Source organism: Billgrantia bachuensis, from assembly GCF_011742165.1.
GTDB lineage: Bacteria > Pseudomonadota > Gammaproteobacteria > Pseudomonadales > Halomonadaceae > Halomonas > Halomonas bachuensis.
Window position 1 is genome coordinate 1 of record NZ_JAAQTO010000062.1, and the last position, 20,226, is coordinate 20,226.

Consider the following 20,226-nt stretch of genomic DNA (forward strand, 5'->3'; position numbering starts at 1 on the left):
TGGGAGAGCACCCTGTCGGACCGTGACATCCGCAGCATTGCCCCCGACACGGACATATCCATTGTCGGCCCGCTCTATGTCGATTCGCTCAGCGAGCCCGATGGCGACGCCGCTAACTACGTGGCCATGATGCGCCATAACGCCGAGCTGATCCGTCGCGCCCTACTTGAAGAAGAGCAAGGCGCAAAAAAGCAGGACGAAGAGCAACAGGACAACGGGGGCGAGGGCGAGTGAGCGACAGTCATGCGCCTGCCCGAATGCAAGCGGCCCTGTCACCCGCTAACAGGGAGACAGGGCCGCTACCGCTCGAGAACGCCTAGAGGTTATCCAACCCTCTTTCGGCCATGGCCACCGCGCGGAAAATGGCTCGCCCCTTGTTGAGCGTCTCCTGCCACTCGAGCTCGGGCACGGAATCGGCGACCACGCCGGCTCCGGCCTGCACGTGCAGCGTACCGTCCTTGATCACCGCGGTGCGGATGGCAATGGCGGTATCCATGTTGCCGTGCCACGACAGGTAGCCCACCGCGCCGGAATAGATGCCGCGCTTGACCGGTTCCAGCTCGTCGATGATCTCCATCGCCCGGATCTTGGGCGCTCCCGACAGGGTGCCCGCGGGGAAGGTCGCGCGCAGCACGTCCATCGCGGAAAGCCCCGACTTCAGCCGCCCGGTGACATTCGAGACGATATGCATCACGTGGGAGTAGCGCTCCACGGCCATCTGGTCGGTGACCTGCACCGAGCCCGTCTCGCAGATGCGCCCCACATCGTTGCGCCCCAGGTCGATCAGCATGAGGTGTTCGGCAATCTCCTTGGGGTCGGCCAGCAGATCGGCTTCGAGCGCGCGGTCCTCCTCCTCGCTGCGGCCGCGCACCCGAGTGCCGGCGATTGGCCGAACCGTGACCTCGCCACCCTCGAGTCGCGTGAGAATCTCGGGTGACGAGCCCACCACGTGGTGATCGCCCAGGTTGAAAAAAAACATGTAGGGCGAGGGATTGAGGCTGCGCAGAGCGCGATAGAGGTCGAGCGGCGGCGCCTGGTAGGGAATCGACATGCGCTGCGAGGGAACGCACTGCATCACGTCGCCGGCCAGTACGTACTCCTTGATCCTATCCACCGCCGCCTTGAAACCGGCTTCAGTGAAACCCGAAGTGAAGTGCCCCTCTTCCACCGCACTGCGCCCAGTGCCTGGGCTCGCGGCATTGACGACAGCCGTTCGCAGGCGCCGTTCCAACCCCTCCAGGCGCGCCATCGCCGTGGCATAGGCATTCTCGGCGGCTGGGTCGGCATGGGTCCACAGCGTCAGGCGGCCAGACAAGTTGTCGAACACCACCAGGTCGTCGCAGACCATCAGCAGGATGTCCGGCACACCCAGTGGATCGGGCTTCTCGACGCCCCGCAGGCGTGGCTCGATGTAGCGGATGGTGTCGTAACCGAAGTAGCCGACCAGACCGCCATCGAAGCGCGGCTGGTCGTCGAGATTGGGCACGCGGAAACGCCCGTGGAACTGCTCGATCCATTGGAGAGGATCTTCCACCTCGACCCGCTCACGGCATTCGCCATGCTGGAAATGAGTGACGCTGAAGCCATGCACCTCGATACGCTGGTGGCTCGGCAAGCCGATGATCGAGTAGCGCCCCCACTTCTCTCCTCCCTGCACCGATTCGAGAAGGAAGGTCCAAGGTTCGTCGGCCAGCTTGAGATAGGTCGACAATGGTGTATCGAGATCGGCCAGCACCTCGCGGGTGACCGGAATACGGTTATAGCCGGCCTCGGCCAAGGCACGGAAACGTTCGGACGTCATCATGACGATTTCCTCGAGGGTAGGACGGTGTCGGATAGCGAATATCGGATAGGGGTGAAGCTCGAACGAGCGTCACCATCGCCAGCCGGCAGGCTCGGCGACGAACGGCACCATCGAAGTAACGGCCTGGCGAAGGCTGTCACGCACTGAGGAGGGGTCATGCAGCATCATGCTGTCCATCGAAGCGTGTCCCGCGGGATAGGCAAACGGAAAGATTCCGAGGTTATTGATAGGGTTCGAAAATCGACCCTAAACGAGTTCCGCCAGTGAATCAACCAGCGCATCCGGCTGGCTGTCACGGATCGGTTCGCCGTGATTGTAGCCATAGGGAACCGCCAGAGTGCGGAAACCGGCCGCGCGCCCGGCGGCTACGTCGTGGCGCGAATCGCCCACCATCAGGCAGGCCCCAGGCGGCTGGTCGAAATGCGCCGCCACATGCAGCAGCGGCGCCGGATCGGGCTTCTTCTGCGACAGGCTGTCACCGCCCAGGCAGAGCGAGAAATGCTGGTCGATGCCGAACTGGGCCAGGATCGGCCGAATGAAGGCGAACGGCTTGTTGGTCACGAGGGTCAGCGTCAGCCCCCTGGCACGCAGCGCGTCCAGACATTCACGCACTCCGGGGTAAAGACAAGTGCGCGAGCCGGGGTCACGTCCGTAATGTTCGAGAAAGGCCTCATGGGCACGGACCAGGAGTTCTCTATCGGGAGGCCCACCCTGAGCGAAGGTCAATGCCCGCTCCATCAACTTGAGCGAGCCGTTGCCCACCCAGTCGCGCACCCGCACCTCGCCTGCCGCTGGCAGACCGAGCTCGCCCAGGCTGGCATCCACAGCCACCGCCAGATCGGGTACGGAATCGACCAGAGTACCGTCCAGGTCGAAGCTGACCAGGCGTATGTCGTTCAGGATGGGATGCATGATGTTTCCTCGAGGCCCTGACGGCCCTGAAACCAGCTTCGCTTGCGCGCTGCCGGAAGGCGCTTGACCTCGGCCTCGAGCCGCAGCGCATCGCCGTGGCTGCCCACCGGCTCCTGATGGACCAATGCGAGCGGTCCACGCCCTCGCAGTGCCTTGGCGCCCCGCCCCGATTCATGCTGCGCCATGCGCCTGGCCACGTCGGTGGTAATGCCGGTATAGAGCGCCCCTTGGGGCGTTTCAAGCATATACAGGTACCATAACGTCGACGGTTTGGTCATTGCGCCGGCCTACACCAGGGCCAACTGCTCGCGGAAGGCGCGCATGACGCTGTCGTAACGATTCGGGTCGGTGCTGCTGCCGGCCTTGAACACAGCTGAACCGGCGACGAAGGTGTCGGCCCCGGCACGCGCGATCTCGGCGACGTTGTCGACCTTCACGCCGCCATCGATCTCGAGACGAATATCCAGGCCCGACGCATCGATGCGACGCCGCGCCTCGCGCAGCTTGTCGAGCGTTCCTGGAATGAAGGCCTGGCCTCCGAAACCCGGGTTGACGCTCATCAGCAGGATCATGTCGACCTTGTCCATGACGTAGTCGAGGTAGGAGAGTGGCGTGGCGGGGTTGAATACCAATCCGGCCTTGCAGCCACCGTCCCGGATCAGTTGCAGCGAACGGTCGATGTGCTCGGAGGCCTCGGGATGGAAGGTAATGTAGCTGGCACCGGCATCGATGAAGTCGCCGATCAGCCGGTCCACCGGCTTGACCATCAGGTGGGCATCGATGGGGGCGGTGACACCGTGCTTGCGCAGCGCCTCGCAGACCATGGGCCCGATGGTCAAGTTGGGCACGTAGTGGTTGTCCATGACGTCGAAGTGGACGACGTCGGCACCGGACGCCAGCACGTTGTCCACCTCCTCGCCCAGGCGCGCGAAGTCGGCGGAAAGGATCGAGGGGGCAATCAGAAAATCGCGGTTCGCGTCGCTCATGGGGTTCCGTCCGGTTCTGTAATTCAGTGCTGGAGCGCCCATTCTAACAGCCGGGCCCGCCTCCGTGGGACACCCCCAGGCGGACCCGTTCATAGATTCACAAGACTTCGGAGCAATGCTCATCCACCACTCAATTGGCCAGTCGCTCCCGTGACGTGGCGATGACTCGCTCACGGGTCAGGAGGCTGACAGAGACGTAGGTAATCGCCGAAACCAGACAGCCCAGCAGCGGCCCCTGCACCCAGCCCAGATCGGTACCCAACAGCACGAAAGCACTGGTGGAGAAGCCGGTGGCGATGGAGGTCAGGGCACCGGCACTGTTGCCCTGCCAGAAGGTGGAGCAAAGGGATACCCCAAACAGCGAAGCCATCAGCGTGCCGTTGCCGAGGACTCCCAGCCACAGCACCATAACCGGAGGCAGGTAGGCCATGGTGACGAACGCCATGACTCCCACGACTACCACCATCAACCGATTGAAGCTCATGCGGCTGAAAAAGCCTGACTTCACTCCCAGGGCATGGCGCACGTCATAGGAGATTGCCGTGGAGATGGTATGCATCAGGGAGTTGGCCGTGGACTTCATGGCAAAGAGAATGAACAACGTGATCACGCTGGCCATGGTCGGGCCGAAGGCGCTCTGGATAAAGGTCGGCATGGCCAGATCGGGAGCCTCGAGGTTCGGGAAGTAAGCTCGCGCGTAGAGCCCGGCCAAGGGGGTGAAGTTGAGCAGCAGGCCGAAGATAGCGACCCAGATCCCCACCCTGGCCATGCTGACGTCCTGCTTGATGGCCAGGAAACGCACCGACATGTAGGGCAACACAGCGGCCCACATGAAGGCATAGGGCAGCACCAGGAAGGAGGCCAAGATACTGTCGCCATAGGGTGCCCCCGTCGAGGGATTGGCGAGCTCGGGATCGATGCCGTTCAGGCCCGCGATCAGTTCCCCGACCCCAACCTGCACAAAGACCACATAGGCGATTGCGCAGGAGGCCCCGACCATGCCTAGGATCATCACCGTGTCGGTCCAGGCCACGGCGCGCAGACCGCCAAAAATGGTGTAGCCGATCACCAGCAGGGTCACGAACAGGGCCGCCGCATTCGATGAGATACCCAGCCAGCCCGACATCAGCAGACCGATCGCCCGAATCTGTGAAACCAGGAAGACGCTCAGCAGCAGCACGATAATAATGGCCGAGATAGCCCGCAGCCAGCGCCCCGCCGCCCCGTCCGAGTGACTGTTGGCGATATACTCCGAGATGGTCCGGCTCCCCATCTTGTGTGCCTTTCTCCTTAGGAAACCAGCAAAAAATACCGTGGCGACCAGGAAGGCCGGGGTATAGAAAACATTGGAGTAGAGCTCGAAGGAGCCATATTGATAGGCGACGCCCGGCGCTCCCATGAAGACGAAGCCGCTGTACCCCGTCGCGATGATGGTAGCGGCGGCAACGAAGGGCCCCAAGGAGTTGTTGGCAACAAGAAAGCCCGACTCGTCCTTATCTCCCGCGGCACGCATCGACCACCATGACAGCAGGAACATGGCAGCGGCTGAGAGGAGAAGTAGCGTCCAGTTAAGCATTGGGCTTATCTCCCTTTCGGTTCGCTGACTGGTACGAGTCCAGCATTAGGGCCAGTACGGCAATGACCAACGTCACTGCAGAGGCCACGAAGAAACCGATGAAAGTCCAGGATTCCATAAATCCCCCGTAGGTTGTTGGCGGAACGCCTCGCCCGGGAATTCGAGACAAGGCTGCCCTGAGGCCGGTGCGCGGGGCACCGGCCCGTCGTCGCTGGTAGCGCGACGAGACTCGTTAAGCGGGCGTTAGCTCAGCGGGGTCTGCCACCCACCCCAACCGCGGCGGGTGGCCGACATTAGTGCGCCAGGTAGCCCTCGGCGCGCAGGCCTTCGGTGACCTCGAGGATGCTCTCCCTGAGGGTCTGGGCGACGAAGTCGACGTCATTGCGCGTGAGGATCAGGGGCGGAGAAAGGATGTTCATGTGCGCCAGGGGGCGTACGATCAGGCCGCGCTTCTGGCAAGCGTCGGCGATGCGATTGCCCACCTTGGCCTTGGGGTCGATCAGCTCCTTGGTCGCCTTGTTGGCGACATTCTCAAGGCATATCATAAACTTGCGACCACGCACATCGCCCACCAAATCGAGCTCGCCGAGTTCGCGGATACGCTCTTCGAAGTAGCCACCCATCTCTTTAACATGCTCGCAGATGCTCTCGCGCTCGATTATCTCGATGTTCTTCAGCGCCGCGGCACAGCTCACCGGGTGGCCGGAGTAGGTGAAGCCGTGGGTGAAGATGGCGCCCTCGGCCTGAGGCTTGCTGATCACCTCATAGATGCGGTCGGAGAAAATAGTGGCACCCAGCGGCAGGTAGCCGGAGGTGAGCCCTTTGGCGCAGGTGATGATGTCCGGGACGATGCCGAACTCGTCCTCCGAGGCGAACATGTGGCCCAGGCGACCGAAGGCGGTGACCACCTCGTCGGAGACATAAAGCACATCGTACTTGCGGCACACCTCGAGAGTCCCCTTGTGGTAGCCCTCGGGCGGCACGATCACCCCACCGGCGCCCATGATCGGCTCGGCGAAGAAGGCGGCCACGTTGTCCGGGCCGATCTCCAGGATCTTGTCCTCGAGTTCCTGCACCTTCTGTCGGCAGAACGCCTCTTCGGAGAGGCCCGGGTCGCGGCGATAGGGGTTGGGGCAGGAGATGTGGTGCACCATCTGCTCGTCGATATCGAAGCCGATATGATCAACCTTGACCCCGGTGATCGACATGGCCATGTAGGTGCTGCCGTGATAGCCGTCGATGCGCGAGATGATCTGCTTCTTGGTGGGCTTGCCCAGCTGGTTGAAGTAGAAGTGGATCAGGCGTACCGCGGTGTCGTTGGCCACCGACCCGCCACAACCGTAGAAGACATGATTGAGATCGCCCGGGGCCAGCTCGGCCAGCTTGGCGGCGAGCTTGGCCGCTGGCGGCGTGGTGTGGTGACCGAAGGTGGAGAAGTAGGGAATGGCGCAGATCTGCTCCGCCACCGCCTCGGCAATCTCCTTTCGGCCATAGCCGATATTGACGCACCACAGGCCACCGATGCCGTCCAGGTAGCGCTTGCCGTCGGCGTCCTGGATGGAGACCCCGTCGGCGGCGGTGAAGATCATGGAACCGGTCTCCTTGAAGGTGGAGAAGTCGGTCCAGGGGTGCATGAAGTGATCGCGATCGGCTTCCCAGATGCGCTGCTTCTCGTCGCTGGCGGTCGGGGTAACGGTTTGGTTGAGGCTATTCATGACGGCACTCCTGTTCGCATCGGGGCTTGCTGTTGTTCGGGGCGCCGGGCCTGGCGCCCGACACCGGTATCAGTCGTTCTTCGAGGACGCATCGCCCCCCAGCGCCTCCAGCGGCTCGGGGCAGAAGAGTGGCTTCTTCATCACCAGCTTGATCCACACCATGGCCACCAGGCTGACGATGCCCAGCACCACGCCGGCGCTGGTGAAGATCCAGGCGGTCAGCTCCGGGGCCGGCGAGGCGTAGACAATGGCGTAGACCATGCCGCCGATGCCGATCAGCTGGGGCAGCGGGTAGAAGGGGGTACGATAGGGGCGCTTGGCGTCGGGATAGCGGCGACGCAGGGCAATCACATTGACGTGGGCGATGATGTAGGCGAGCAACCAGGCAATGGCAGCAGCCACCAGCAGCAGCCCCACGGTGCCCGGATCATTTCCCCAGATCAGCAGCGGCACTCCAGTGACGCCGGCAATGAACAGCACCGCCACCCAGGGCACCCGGCTGGTCGGCGTCAGGCGTCCGAGGAGCGGGAACACCTGCCCCTGTTCGGCCATGCCCTGCAGCATGCGCGGCACCGAGGCCAGCGAGGTGTTGAGGGTGCTGCAGGTGGCCGTGACCGCCGCTACCGCCAGCAGAAAGGTGCCGGAGCCGCCGAAAGTCGCGGTGGCATATTCCAGGTGCGGCAGCTCGGCGTTCATCAGGGTCTCGCGGGGAATGTAGAAGAGCGCACCCAGGCAATAGAGCAGGAAGACGCCGAAGATCATGGTCAGGCCGAAGAACATGGCGCGAGGAATGTTGCGCGCCGGGTTGCGGCACTCCCCTACCAGCGGGCAGACGAACTCCACCCCCACATAGCCCCAGATGGCCAGGGCGATCAGGGTCAGGGCACCATCTCCCAGGTTGAACTCGCCGAAGATTTGTCCCGCGGCAATCTCGTGAGGCGCAAAGCCGCCACTCAGGGCGCTGACGCCGAGTAGGGTCAAGGCCACTACCATCACGAAGGCCAGCAGGTTCTGCAGCTTGGCGAAGACATCGATGCCGAGCAGGTTGAGCGCCGTGAACACGCCGAGGATGCCGAAGGCGATCCAGAGGCTACCGCCCAGGCCGGGATAGAGCACCCCCAACAGGTAGTCGACCAGCAAGAGCTCCGCGGAGAGCGCGAACATGGCGACCACAACATAGCCGGAGAAGACCGAGAGGATGGCCGGGAAGTGACCCAACGCGACCTCGGTATAGGCACTCAGGCTACCCGCCCGGGGCACCATCAGCGCCAGCTCCGAGAAGGATGCGGCGTAGCAGAGCGCCAGCACCCAGGCGATGGTCAGGGGCACGATGAAGGCGGCGCCGGCGATACCGACCCCCTGAAGCATGATCACCATCACTCCTTGGGAGACTACCAGGCCGACCGCCACTGCCAGCAATGACTTGAAGCCCAGGACACCACGGGGAGTGTTACTGGCGGTTGCCACGGCAGGGGCGCCGGCAACCGGGGTCTGTGTCTGTTGCATTGTCGTCACCTTCGTTGTTGTTGTGCTGTCGTCGCCATTCGTCGCCAGGGTCGGGCGACGAGCGAAGAACATCGCTTAGAGGCGAATCCAGGTGGTCTTGAGTTGCGTGAACTTGCCCAGGGCGTGAAGCGACAGGTCGCGGCCAAAGCCGGACTGCTTGTATCCGCCGAAGGGGGTGGTGAAGTCGATGGCATCGACGGTGTTCACCGAGACGGTGCCAGCCCGCAGGCGGCGCGAGACCCGGTGCGCCCGAGACAGGTCCCGGGTCCACACCGAGGCGGCCAGGCCGTAGATGGAGTCGTTGGCGATGGTTACCGCCTCGTCCTCGTCGGCGAACTCGATCAGCACCGCCACCGGGCCGAATATCTCTTCCCGAGCGATGGTCATCTGGGGAGTGACACCCTCGAAGAGGGTCGGAATGACGAAGGCGCCCTCGGCTTCCGCCGCCGGGGTCTCGCCGAGGGCCAACCTGGCGCCCTCTTCTACGCCCAGTTGGATAAAGCCGCGCACCCGCTTGGCGTGATCATTGTCGATCAGCGATCCGACCCGGGTCTCGGGATCCAGGGGATCGCCCACCTTGAGCTTGGCGGCCTCCTCGATGAAGCGGGCCACGAAGGCCGCCTTGATGTCGCGCTGCACCAGGATCCGTGAGTTGGCGGAGCACACCTCACCCTGGTTGAAGTAGATGCCCTGCACCGCAGCGACAGCGGCGGCATCCAGGTCACAGTCGGCGAAGATCAGGTTGGGGCTCTTGCCGCCACACTCCAGCCATACCTGCTTCATGTTGGAGGCGGCGGCGTACTCCAGGAAGCGCTTGCCGGTAGCCGTGGAGCCGGTGAAGGTGAGGCAGTCCACGTCCGGGTGCAGGCCGAGAGCCTGGCCGGTAATGTGGCCATGGCCGGGCAATACGTTGAAGACGCCGCCGGGCAGGCCCGCCTCCCTGGCTAACTCGGCCAGGCGCAGGGCGGTGAGCGGCGACTGCTCCGCCGGCTTGAGGATCACGCTATTGCCGACAGCGAGTGCCGGGGCCAGCTTCCAGGCGGTGATGTCGAGGGGGAAGTTCCAAGGGATCACCGCCGCCACCACGCCGACGGGCTCCCGTGTGATGGTAGCCAGGTTGTCGCCATCGGTGGGTGCCACCTCGCCATAGAGCTTGTCGGTGGCCTCGGCGTACCAGGCGAAGCAGCCGGCGGCACCGGGGATGTCGATGCCGTGCGCATCGCTGATCGGCTTGCCGGTGTCCAGGGTCTCGAGCAGTGCCAGCTCGTCCCGATGCTCCATCATCAACGCCGCCAGGCGCTGCAGCACCGCCTTGCGATGGGCCGGTGCGGCCCGGGACCAGGAGCCCGCCTCGAAGCTAACGCGCGCCGCGGCCACGGCCCGATCCACGTCTGCGGCAGTGCAGGCTGCCACCTCGCCCAGCGCCTCGCCGGTGGCCGGGTTCCAGGTAGTCAGGGTGCCGCCATCGGCGCCCTCGACACGCTGCCCATCGATGAAGGCGCCACCGGGCAGGCTCAGCCGAGTGCGCAGGTCACGCCAATAAGAAAGATCGTATGCCGCCATGGGAAGCACTCCAGTCGTCGGGGTTGTAGTTATGGGCCTCGAGAGGCATGAATTACGCTTGGTGAGTTCACGATAGTCCTGGGGATTGATTAGCTAAAATATTATTATTCTAAGCCTTGCTTCAGTTTTTATTATGCAGAAAGGAACGGAACCCACCGACTGTGCCGCTCGTGGATAAAGAAAAATCGTGGCGCGACGACGCCGGGGCCCGTTGGTTCAGTCGCAGGGACGGCAAGGCCAACAGGACGTGTCAGTGGCGTCAATCCGCGTCTTGGAGTCCGATCAACGACTCGGGAGACTTGACGAGATAGGGCGCCAGCAGCTCCAGGGTTGGCGTCAGCGTTTCGATGTCGCAGACCAGCCGGTGCATGGCCTCGGCGGCAGGACTCAGGCGCAACCCGCGCAGACAGGCGATTCCCATGGAGAGCGGCGGCGCCTCGTCGTCGAGGGTCAGCGCCTTGAGGCGCCCGCCATCGAAGGCGTCCAGAGTGGTCAAGGGCGTATTGAACAGCGAGAAGCCGAAACCGTTCGCCACCAGGCCACGGATCATATCCATGGACCTGGCGCGGTGGGCCACGGTGGGCGAGAGGCCCAGGAGTGAGAAGATCGAGAGGAAGTACTCGCGGCTCAGCGGCCAGTCGAGCATCACCATGGGGTACTTCACCAGCTCGGCGAGGCGCACGCTGTCGCGGCTGGCCAAGGGGTGTGCGACGCTGATCACCGCATAGGGAGGAAAGCGGTAGAGAGGCGTGAAGTCGATACTCTCGGGAACCTGAAGGTCGTAGGTGAAGGCTAGCTCGTAGTCCCCCTTGCCCAGCCCGGCGACGATATCTACTTGGTTCATCTCGTCGCACTGCAGGCTCACCGCCGGGTAGCGATCGGCGTAGCGGCGCAGCAGTTGGGGCAGGAAGACCGGGGCGAAGGTGGGAAAAGCCACCAGGCGCAGCTCGCCGCTGATCTCCTCGCCCAGTGAAACGGCGAAGCGCTCCAGTCCCTCGGCGTCCCGTAGCAGCTGCTTGGCGCGCACCAGCAGTTGCTTGCCGGCCGGTGTCAGGGAGAGTCCCTGGGCGTGGTGGCGCACAAAAAGCTGCAGGCCGGTGGTCTCCTCGATCTGCTGGATGGCCGCCGAGATGGAGGGCTGGGAGACATGCAACTGCCTGGCCGCCTGGGTGACGCTGGAAAGGTCGCCAGCGACGACGAAGTAGCGCAGTTGCTTGAGGGTAAAGTGACGCATCGACAATTATCCAGGCTCGGAGGCTCGAAGCGGCGACGCCGCCTTTGCCGAGCATACCAAGGCTGGCTCGGCGGCGCCCGCGCGCGCCGCTGGCTCGTTACGGCACTGCGGGCGCCTGGGCCGCGCAGGCGCGATCCAGGCGCGCCACCGCACCGGGGTCGCCCAGCGCCTCGGTCAGCCGCGCCAGGAAGGCCTCGCAGCGGCCCAGTTGCTCCCGAGTCACGTACTCGTCGGGCTGATGCCCTTGGGCCATGCTGCCGGGGCCGCAGACCAAGGTGGGAATCCCCAGTTCCTGCTGGAAGAGCCCCGCCTCGGTGCCGAAGCCGATGCGCTCGCGGCCCGGGTCGGCCAGCAGCGCAAGGATCACATCCACCAGCTCGCCCTGCTCCGCCATGGCCAGGCCCGGGTAGTCGCCGAGCCACGTCAAGGTGGCGCCCGCTTCGGGATGGCGCGCCCTGAGATCGGTATCCAGGCGTGACACCTCGGCCTCGAGGGGCGCCAGCAAACGATCCGGATCTTCATCCGGCACGTTACGCACCTCGAAGTCGAACCGGCACTGGGCCGGCACGATATTGAGCGCCGTGCCCCCCGTGATGATGCCCAACTGCAGGGTGGTATAGGGAATGGCGAAGCGTGTATCGAAGGGCCCGAACTCGGCTTTGACAGCGGCGGTGTCGGCGAACCACTGGATCAGGGGCGCTGCCTGCTGGATGGCATTGATACCCTCCGGGGCCAAGCCGGAGTGGCAGGCCTTGCCCTTCACCTCGATGCGGCCAGCCAGCTTTCCCTTGTGAGCGGTGGCCAAACGCATCGAGGTGGGCTCGCCCACTACACAGGCGGCGGGGCGCACCCGGTAGCGCTGCATGGCCGCCAGCAGGCTGCGCACTCCTACGCAGCCCACTTCCTCGTCGTGAGAAAAGGCCAGATGGATCGGAGCGGTCAGCTCGGCGTGAGCCATGGCTGGTACCGCCGCCAACACCGCCGCCAGGAAGCCCTTCATGTCCGCGGTGCCGCGACCATAGAGGCGCTGCCCTCTGGCGGTCAGGCAGTAGGGGTCGCTGCTCCAGGTCTGGCCCGTCACCGGCACGGTGTCGGTATGACCGGACAGCATTATCCCGGGACGGTCCAGCGGCCCGATGGTGGCATAGAGGTTGGCCTTCTCGCCGCAAGCCGAAGGGATCAGGGTCGCCTCGATGCCTTGCTCAGCGAGAAAGTCCCGCACGAAGTGAATCAGCGGCAGGTTGCTGCGCTCGCTGGTGGTATCGAAAGCGATCAGCCGCTTGAGCAACGCGACACACTCCGCCGAGGCGTCGAAGTCGCTCATCGGTCGTCTCCCGGCACCCCATAACCCGGTGCTTGGTTGGGGTCGATGGCGCGGCAGACATAGGCGTCGCGCTGGGGGCGATAGGCCTGCCATACCATGCGCAGTTCCTGGATGGGTGCGATATGCCAGTCCACCCGCAGGTCCACCACAGGCCAGCTGGCCCGGTCGGCTACCTTGAGCCCCGCCGAATGCACCGGTCCCATCTCGCCACCGGCGGCCTGTGCTGCCTCCAGCGCCGCCAGCAGCCGCTCGGCGAGTTCCCCCTCGTGGCTCTCGAAGGTTTCCACCAGGGCATCGATCACCCCGGTGTCAGCCAGCATATTTCCGCCGGCCACGCAGTCACGTCCCTGGCGAGTAGCGTGGATCCCCAGGGTCTCTGCACCGCTATGCACGGCGCTGTGCCCCCTGGCATCGAGTACCTGAAGCTGGCGCCATTCGGGGAAGCGCTCCTCCTCGACCAGACGAGCCAACACCGACTCGGCATCCAGGCCCTCGGCCAGCAGTTCGGTGCCGCGCTGGCCCAGCACCGGGTTGGTGACGTTCTGGGTCAATACCACTCCCACGCCAGGAGCGATAAAGGGGCAGCGGCTGGCCACGCAGATGCTGGAGGAACTGATGGCGGTGCCGAACTGGCCGGTCTCGCGGCAGAAGCCGGCGATGGAAAAGGTCATGCGGCACCCTCCTCTTCGGGAATCACGGCAATCACATCGATCTCCATCAGCCACTCCGGCTGGGCCAGCCCCGCCACCACCAGTCCGGTGGAAATGGGGAAGACCCCCTTGAGCCACTGCCCCACCTCCCGGTAGACCGGCTCGCGGAAGCGCGGGTCGGTGATATAGGTAGTGGTCTTGACGATATGACTGAGATCGCTGCCGGCTTCCTCGAGTAGCTGCTTGACGTTCTTCATCGCCTGGTTGGCCTGGGCGGCGGGGTCGCCCAGGCCGACCAAGCGCCCCTCGAAGTCGGTGCCCACCTGGCCACGCACATAAACGGTATTGCCGGCCCGTACGGCCTGGCAGAGATCGTTGTCCAGGCTCTGGTTGGGATAGGTCGCCTTGGTATTGAACATGCGAATTCGGGTATGCGTCGGCATCGACGGCTCCTTGATCCTGCTGAAGCAGTAACGGAGGGAGGCGGAGCGCCTCCCCACTGGCTTACTCGGCGGTCACCATTCGGCGCGGCGAGGCATTACCCTCGGCCCGGCGCTGGACCTCGGCGTGGTAGGCCAGGTACTTGCGCTGGGTGGCGATGTGATCGGCGATGTGCTTGGCGTCGTGCCATACCCCCCAGATAAAGCTGGAACCACGACGGGACAGCCAGGGCAGGCCGACGAAGTAGACGCCAGGCTCGCTGGACACTCCACGCTGATGCCGGGGTCTGCCGTTTTCGTCGAAGGCGTTGACCTTCAGCCAGTGATAGTCCACCGAGAAGCCGGTGGCCCAGACGATACTGGTAATGCCGGCCTCGGCCAGATCGAGCTCGAGGATCGGATCGCTGACGCACTGGGGATCCGAAGGGATGGCGCGGGCCTCCGGCTCTTCCGGCAAATCGATGCCGTTACGCAGGACATAGTCATCGGCAGCATCCAGTTTCGACAGATAGTTCTCGTCCCCGGCGGCCAGGTTGTCGGCCAGGTCGGATTCGAAGAGGACCTTGCCGCCTGCGAAGGCCCAGGTCCGGCCAACCAGAGTCATTCCACCATGAGCCAATTCACGAAAGTCGATGGTCTTGCCACCATCGGCACCGCTAACGGCAATGGTGACGTGCTCGGTACCGGGCCTCATCATCTCGGCATCCCACTCGCCGAGCACCCCCAGCCACCAGCAGAAGTCGCGACCACGGTAGGTCCGGGGCGGGCGATCATGGGGCCCCACCGAGAGGTAGACCCGCTTGCCGGCGCGGTGCAGCTCTTCGGCGATCTGCACCCCGGAGGAACCGGCGCCCACCACCAACACCGCCCCCTCCGGCAATTGCTGGGGATTGCGATACTCGGCGGAGTGGATCTGAGTAAGGCTCTCGTCTTCAGGCGCGATGGGCGGAATCACCGGCGTCTGGAAGGGGCCTGTGGCGGCCACCACGCGATTGGCCTCGATGATTCCCTCAGAGGTTTCGACGGTGAAGCCCGGCCGGCCAATGTTGCGCTCCACCGACCTGACCTCGACCCCGGTGCGAATGGGGGCATTGATCTTGCGGGCATAGGCTTCGAAATAGGCCGCCACCTGCTCCTTCGAGGCGAAGGCATCCGGATCCAGGTCGTCGAACTCCATCCCTGGGAAGCGGTCGTGCCAGGCCGGGCCATTGGCCACCAGGGAGTCCCAGCGGCGGGTGCGCCAGGCCTCGGCGATACGGTTGCGCTCCAGTACCAGATGGGGCACGCCCTGATTGCTCAGATGTTCGCTCATAGCCACGCCGGCCTGACCGGCGCCAACCACTAGCGTATCGATGCTTTCGACTGTCATGGGGCGGTGTCTCCTTCGGTGATTGTTATTTCCACACCTTAGGCGCGCCCAATGATTAGTTAAAATATAGTTATTCTAGCTTTTGTATCAAAAAAACTGAGCTTAGCAACGATCATTATGCTATCTGGCCATGTGTGTCATGCCGCAGGGGAATACGACCTAATCGCGCCGGCGCGCCCAGTGCATCAGGATTTCATTCTCTCCACTAAGGGGTTCGCGGCGTTCTTCGACGACGCGAAAGCCCAGCCGGCGGTAGAAGGAAACGGCACGCACGTTGCGCGAATAGACGCACAGGGTGATGCGTTCCCGCTGCCCCATGGCATGGGCCATCAAGTGAGTGCCGTGACCGAAACTCTGCACCTCGGGATCGATGAACAGCGCCTCCAGATGCTCGCCGTTGAGTGCCGCAAAACCGATAGGTCGACCTGCCGCATCGAGAACGAAGGTTTCCGCCCCGGGCAGATAGATTCTTGCCATATCCTCAGCGCGCTCATGCCAGAAGCTCGCGGGGATAAAATCGTGGGCGAGCAGAGAAGCACGCAACCAGATGTCGACGAGCGACGGTATGTCCTCGCTAGTGGCGGGGCGTATCATCAGGCGTCTCCCTCACACGAGAGGCGTAAAGCTTGAAAAACCCAGTGTAACCGCTTCATCCCGTCATGGCGCAACGCTGTTGCCGTCAAGCGCCCGGCGATATACTGCGCCTGTTCCGTTATCTCTGGGCCTTGTCCTTGGCCTCGTACGACGACTTCCGGGAGGGAGAATGAACCGACGTCATGCCCTGGGTGCCGCAGCCGTCCTGCTGGCGACTGCTCTGCTGGCCGGCTGCGCCAGCCCTCATTACCTGCAGCTGAATCCTCAGCGTAGCGTCCCGGTACCGCAGGCCGGCAACGGCCAGGCGGTGACGGTAGCCGCCGTTGACGAGCGTGACGACGACGTGGTCGGTACCCGCACCGGCAGCGCCATGTCCACCGCCGTGATTACGGTCAGTGCCCACGAACTGGTGCCGCACCTGCAGCGCGAAGCCGAGCGTGCCGTGCGCGACATGGGTTTCTCGCCGACCACCCAACCCGGTAGCGGACAGCCCAGCCTGACGCTGACGCTGCAGCATCTCGGCTACGAGCGTGGTGATAGCCAGCCGGTCATCGACGAGGCCCGCCTGGAAGCCGTGCTTGAGGTCAAGGTGACCAACCAGGGCACCACTTATACCGGCACCTACACCTCGAGACGCACTCAGAGCTACGCCCTGCGTCCAGGCCGCGACGCCAACCGGCGCATGCTCAACGACCTGATCGCCGATGCCCTGGACCGCGCCTTCAGCGATCCGGAGCTGGCCCGACTGCTGGCCCGCTGAGCCTCGCGGTCACTGGCAGCACAGGGTTCACCAGGAAGCGCTGGACAATGAGCTCACGCAGGCATTTGTCCTGCGTTTCCTAGGTCAATGGCCCACGTCGGATCAACGCCCAGACGCTTTCGCGAAAACCGCTTCCCGCTTCGGGCTCTCCATCCCCCAAATGCGTGACCTGAAAATTGGGTTCGAAGAGCTCGCGAACCTCCTCGGCCGGGACGTGATAGGGTGGTCCTGCCGCTTCGTCACCAGGTGCCCGCGAGAGCGAGATCAGCAGGCCACGTGAGCCGGGGAGAATCAGCTGCGCGAGATGGAAGGCGTAGCGTTGACGCGTGGCGGGTGGCAGCGCGATCAGCGCCGCGCGATCGTAGAAGGCGCCGATCTCGGCAGCCTGATCGATATGGAAGTGGAAGAAGTCACCGCACCACAGCTCCACATTGCCCTGTCGACAGATCGCGAACGGCCCTTGCTGGTAGCGCGAGACGTCACCCGTCCCCTCGATGACGAATTGCTCGATGGCCTCCTCGGCGAACTCGATGCCAAGAACCGGGTGGTCATGCTGGGCCAGCCAACGCATGTCGAGACTCTTACCACACAGCGGGACCAGCACCTTGGTGCCGGGTCGCACGCCGAGCAGGGGCCAGTGACGTAACAGCGCCGGGTGAGTATCGGGACGATGGAAGCCGATACGCCCCTCGCGCCAGCGATCGAGCCATTCGCGCGCCATGTCATCCCCTCTCGCTAGAACCAACGGTCACGCTTGCGTCGCCTGCGTGGCAAGTGTGGAACGATCAACCCAACCAACAGGCCGGCACCGGCCACGCCACCGCCATACATGAAGTAGCGCATCAGCAGGTCTTCCTCCTGGGTGTCCAGGCGCGCCTGCAACTGGCGAATGGTCTGCCGCGAACTGTCCGCCTCGCTGTTGAGCTGATGGTTGCGTGCTTCGAGCTCGGCGATGCGCTGCTCACGCGCCTCTAGCGTCTCGGTCATTGCCGAGACCCGCCCTTCCCAAGTCTCGTTGATACCAGCGAGCTCGGTCTCGAGCTGCTCGACTTGCTGCTCGAGCTGCGGCAACTGGTCCTGGGCGCTCGGTGACTCCTGCAGTTCGCTACTCAATATCCAGACCCGGTCGCCTGCGTCGCTCTCGACCCGGCTGTAGTCGCCGCTGGTCTCGAGCAGTGTAACCGGCTCGCCTGCCGTCAGGGTGCCCACGATGCGGTAGCCGTCGGTGGGCCCACTGCGCACGTAGGTTGTCAACTCATCGGAAACCCAGTGAGTGGCGTCATCTGATTGCTGGGCGTGTAGCGGCGAGACCATGAGGCTCAGCGCCACGCCCGCAAGCAAAAACTCGAATCGATGCTTCATGCCGTCGTCCTGGCTTATATCGTTCAGTGGCTTATCCACAGCATCTGTGGATAAGCCCCGGGAAAACCGCTGGAAAGGCTGCGCCATGTCGCCCCGGACGGGCTCGGTCCAAGCTGATCGTTTCCTGAGCAGCCTGTCGCCACATCCCGCATGCCTCGAAACCGGTCAAGGTTCACGCCTCGGGGGCGGCATCGGGCCACGGGGAAATTCGGCCACGCGCCCTTCGCTCTTGACTGCCCTTGCCGGCCCCTCGCGTTCCACCTCGTCGATGCGCACGATGGCATTCAACGGCAGATAGCTGCGCTTGACACCGTCGAAGGTGTGTCGCAGTCGGTCGGCCGAGGGGTCGACCACCAGCTTCGAGCCATCCTCGAAGACGAATTCCTCGACCTCGATGAAGCCCCAGAGGTCGCTCTGGAAGATCTCCCTGGCGTAGAGCTCCCAGATTTCACCCTGCTGGTGAAATACCACCCGGTAGATCGGTTTGGCCGCCATATGGCCGTCTGTCCTCAACGTTCGGTTACGCTCCAAGCCCCGCTGCGGGGCCTGCCAAGGCGCAAGCGTACCACAGTCGCATGCCGCCGCGGTGCCCCCACTGGTTCAAGTGGACGTGCTTACGTATAATGCCGTCACCTTCGAGAACGGCTTTGCGAAGCCCATTCCCGCGACTCCACTCACCGGTGACGCACGCGTCGGATAACCGACCCTCAATTCTTATGGCGAAGAAACTCTTCATCAAGACCCACGGCTGCCAGATGAACGAGTACGACTCCGCTCGCATGGCGGATCTGCTCGGCGAATCGCACCAGCTCGAATTGACCGACGACGAAGGCGAAGCCGACGTCATCCTGCTCAATACCTGTTCGATTCGCGAGAAGGCCCAGGAGAAAGTCTTCCACCAGCTCGGCCGCTGGAAGAAGCTCAAGGAGGCCAATCCCGATCTGGTGATCGGCGTCGGCGGCTGCGTGGCCAGCCAGGAAGGCGAGGCGCTGCGTAAGCGTGCTCCCCACGTCGACATGGTGTTCGGCCCCCAGACTCTGCACCGGGTACCGTCGATGCTCGACGCCCGTCGCCAGGACCAGATCTCGGTAGTCGACGTCACCTTCCCTGAAATCGAGAAGTTCGACCACCTGCCCAAGCCGAGCTCCGACGGGGCGACCGCGTTCGTCTCGGTGATGGAGGGCTGCTCCAAGTACTGCACCTTCTGTGTCGTGCCCTACACCCGCGGTGAGGAGGTATCGCGCCCGTTCGAGGCGGTGATGGACGAGGTGATCCATCTGGCCGACCAGGGCGTGCGCGAGATCAACCTGCTGGGCCAGAACGTCAACGCCTACCGCGGAGAGAACCGACTCGGCGACGAGATCGACCTGGCTGAGCTGATCGCCTGCGTGGCGGCCGTGGAAGGCATCGACCGAATCCGCTTCACCACATCGCATCCGGTGGAGTTCAGCGACAGCCTGATCGAGGCCTACGGCGAGATTCCGGAGCTGGTCAGCCATCTGCACCTACCAGTGCAGGCCGGCTCCGACCGCATCCTGGCGGCCATGAAGCGCGGCCACACCGCCGAGGAGTACGTCGCCAAGATGGAGCGAATCCGCGCTCTGCGCCCCGATATCAGCTTCTCCTCCGACTTCATCATCGGTTTCCCCGGCGAGACCGAGGAGGACTTCGAGGCGACCATGGACCTGATCCATCGCATCGGCTTCGATCACTCCTTCAGCTTCGTCTACTCGGCCCGCCCCGGCACACCGGCTGCGGCGCTGCCCGACGACACCCCCGAGAGCGTCAAGAAGCAGCGGCTAGCGATCTTGCAGGAGCGCATCAACCAGCAGGCGATGCAGATCAGCCGGCGCATGGTGGGGACTACCCAGCGCATCCTGGTCAGTGGCTTCTCGCCCAGGGACCCGGGAGAGCTGTCGGGTCGCACCGAGAACAACCGGGTGGTCAACTTCCGCGCCGCCAATCCCACCGAGCTGATCGGTTATTTCGTCGACGTGACGGTCACCGAAGCACTGCCCAATTCTCTACGCGGCGAGTTGGCTTCCCCGGCACTACACTGACCACAGGAAACCTGTCATGTCGCCCCTGGCATTGCTGCCGGAGGGCATCGTTTCCACAAGGATTGCCCTGCCGAGAGGCAGGGCAGTAAGCTGAGAGCCAATACACGCAACGCAGGAACTTTGCCACTTTGAGTCAACACGCCGCACAGGCCAATCGCATCGTTACCTTGAGCCTCGAGCCCAATGATCCACAGCGTCTCGCCAATCTCTGCGGTCAGCGGGACGAGCATTTGAAGCTGGTCGAATCGCGCCTCGGCGTCACCCTGCGCAATCGCGGCAATGTCTTTCAACTGGCGGGCCCCGGTCATCGGGTCAAGGCGGCCGCCAATGTACTGGAGCATCTCTACCGCGAGGCCGAGGCCAGTGACCTG

General features: G+C 63.8%; 20 protein-coding genes and 1 pseudogene. 4 read left to right on the forward strand and 17 right to left on the reverse strand.

The genetic code is table 11. From position 1 onward, the window contains the following. On the forward strand, nt 1–234 hold a 234-nt coding region (locus tag HBJ55_RS20935), incomplete at its 5' end, for a metal ABC transporter solute-binding protein, Zn/Mn family (protein ID WP_240936230.1). An 82-nt stretch (nt 235–316) separates the two neighbouring features. Here HBJ55_RS20935 and trpE read toward each other — a convergent pair. The 14 genes from trpE to HBJ55_RS21005 form a co-directional block, all read right to left on the reverse strand. After that, on the reverse strand, nt 317–1,801 hold the full coding sequence (gene trpE, locus HBJ55_RS20940; protein ID WP_167119857.1) for an anthranilate synthase component I: 1,485 nt from the start codon (nt 1,799–1,801) through the stop codon (nt 317–319). Between the two features lie 249 nt (nt 1,802–2,050). After that, nucleotides 2,051–2,716 carry a phosphoglycolate phosphatase gene (locus HBJ55_RS20945; protein WP_167119803.1) on the reverse strand — a complete coding sequence of 222 codons (666 nt, stop codon included), beginning with the start codon at nt 2,714–2,716 and terminating at the stop codon, nt 2,051–2,053. Further along, nucleotides 2,701–2,961 carry a GIY-YIG nuclease family protein gene (locus HBJ55_RS20950; protein WP_167119806.1) on the reverse strand — a complete coding sequence of 87 codons (261 nt, stop codon included), beginning with the start codon at nt 2,959–2,961 and terminating at the stop codon, nt 2,701–2,703. Before HBJ55_RS20950 ends, HBJ55_RS20945 begins: the two co-directional genes overlap by 16 nt. Nucleotides 2,962–3,003: 42 nt before the next feature. After that, nucleotides 3,004–3,702, reverse strand: a complete 699-nt coding sequence (gene rpe, locus HBJ55_RS20955) for a ribulose-phosphate 3-epimerase (RefSeq protein WP_167119809.1) — start codon at nt 3,700–3,702, stop codon at nt 3,004–3,006. Nucleotides 3,703–3,832: 130 nt separating this feature from the next. Then, a complete protein-coding gene (locus HBJ55_RS20960; protein WP_167119812.1) occupies nt 3,833–5,278 on the reverse strand; it encodes a sodium:solute symporter family protein in 1,446 nt (481 codons plus the stop codon). 293 nt (nt 5,279–5,571) lie between these two features. Next, the gene (locus tag HBJ55_RS20965) at nt 5,572–6,993 is read right to left on the reverse strand and encodes an aminotransferase (RefSeq protein WP_167119814.1); all 1,422 of its coding nucleotides are present in this window, start codon (nt 6,991–6,993) and stop codon (nt 5,572–5,574) included. 69 nt (nt 6,994–7,062) lie between these two features. After that, nucleotides 7,063–8,499, reverse strand: a complete 1,437-nt coding sequence (locus HBJ55_RS20970; protein ID WP_167119817.1) for an APC family permease — start codon at nt 8,497–8,499, stop codon at nt 7,063–7,065. Nucleotides 8,500–8,574: 75 nt separating this feature from the next. Beyond that, nucleotides 8,575–10,062, reverse strand: a complete 1,488-nt coding sequence (locus HBJ55_RS20975) for an aldehyde dehydrogenase (RefSeq protein WP_167119821.1) — start codon at nt 10,060–10,062, stop codon at nt 8,575–8,577. 259 nt (nt 10,063–10,321) lie between these two features. Next, complete coding sequence (locus HBJ55_RS20980) at nt 10,322–11,296, reverse strand: LysR family transcriptional regulator (RefSeq protein ID WP_167119824.1); 975 nt, start codon at nt 11,294–11,296, stop codon at nt 10,322–10,324. Between the two features lie 97 nt (nt 11,297–11,393). Then, on the reverse strand, nt 11,394–12,620 hold the full coding sequence (gene argE / locus HBJ55_RS20985; protein WP_167119827.1) for an acetylornithine deacetylase: 1,227 nt from the start codon (nt 12,618–12,620) through the stop codon (nt 11,394–11,396). Then, the gene (locus tag HBJ55_RS20990; RefSeq protein WP_167119830.1) at nt 12,617–13,291 is read right to left on the reverse strand and encodes a DUF1028 domain-containing protein; all 675 of its coding nucleotides are present in this window, start codon (nt 13,289–13,291) and stop codon (nt 12,617–12,619) included. Before HBJ55_RS20990 ends, argE begins: the two co-directional genes overlap by 4 nt. Further along, nucleotides 13,288–13,713 carry a RidA family protein gene (locus tag HBJ55_RS20995; protein WP_167119833.1) on the reverse strand — a complete coding sequence of 142 codons (426 nt, stop codon included), beginning with the start codon at nt 13,711–13,713 and terminating at the stop codon, nt 13,288–13,290. The genes HBJ55_RS20990 and HBJ55_RS20995 overlap by 4 nt, the downstream gene beginning before the upstream one ends. A 61-nt stretch (nt 13,714–13,774) precedes the next feature. Beyond that, complete coding sequence (locus HBJ55_RS21000) at nt 13,775–15,079, reverse strand: flavin-containing monooxygenase (protein WP_167119837.1); 1,305 nt, start codon at nt 15,077–15,079, stop codon at nt 13,775–13,777. 159 nt (nt 15,080–15,238) lie between these two features. Continuing rightward, nucleotides 15,239–15,673, reverse strand: coding sequence for a GNAT family N-acetyltransferase (locus HBJ55_RS21005; protein WP_167119839.1), 435 nt, complete (start codon nt 15,671–15,673; stop codon nt 15,239–15,241). A gap of 169 nt (nt 15,674–15,842) precedes the next feature. Here HBJ55_RS21005 and HBJ55_RS21010 point away from each other — a divergent pair, with 169 nt between their 5' ends. Next, complete coding sequence (locus tag HBJ55_RS21010) at nt 15,843–16,433, forward strand: YajG family lipoprotein (protein WP_167119842.1); 591 nt, start codon at nt 15,843–15,845, stop codon at nt 16,431–16,433. Nucleotides 16,434–16,512: 79 nt separating this feature from the next. Here the strand turns inward: HBJ55_RS21010 and HBJ55_RS21015 are convergent, their stop codons facing one another. From HBJ55_RS21015 to HBJ55_RS21025, 3 genes are all read right to left on the reverse strand, one after another. Then, complete coding sequence (locus HBJ55_RS21015; RefSeq protein WP_167119845.1) at nt 16,513–17,154, reverse strand: class I SAM-dependent methyltransferase; 642 nt, start codon at nt 17,152–17,154, stop codon at nt 16,513–16,515. 14 nt (nt 17,155–17,168) lie between these two features. Continuing rightward, a complete protein-coding gene (locus tag HBJ55_RS21020) occupies nt 17,169–17,795 on the reverse strand; it encodes a TIGR04211 family SH3 domain-containing protein (protein ID WP_167119848.1) in 627 nt (208 codons plus the stop codon). A 165-nt stretch (nt 17,796–17,960) separates the two neighbouring features. Further along, nucleotides 17,961–18,290, reverse strand: coding sequence for a DUF1820 family protein (locus HBJ55_RS21025; protein ID WP_167119851.1), 330 nt, complete (start codon nt 18,288–18,290; stop codon nt 17,961–17,963). A gap of 221 nt (nt 18,291–18,511) precedes the next feature. On the opposite strand from HBJ55_RS21025, the gene miaB reads away from it, so the two are divergent. Beyond that, nucleotides 18,512–19,855 (forward strand): tRNA (N6-isopentenyl adenosine(37)-C2)-methylthiotransferase MiaB, encoded by a 1,344-nt coding sequence (gene miaB, locus HBJ55_RS21030; RefSeq protein ID WP_167119854.1) that lies wholly within the window; start codon nt 18,512–18,514, stop codon nt 19,853–19,855. A gap of 128 nt (nt 19,856–19,983) precedes the next feature. Further along, nucleotides 19,984–20,226 (forward strand): annotated as a pseudogene (locus HBJ55_RS21035) (PhoH family protein); the annotation flags it as partial.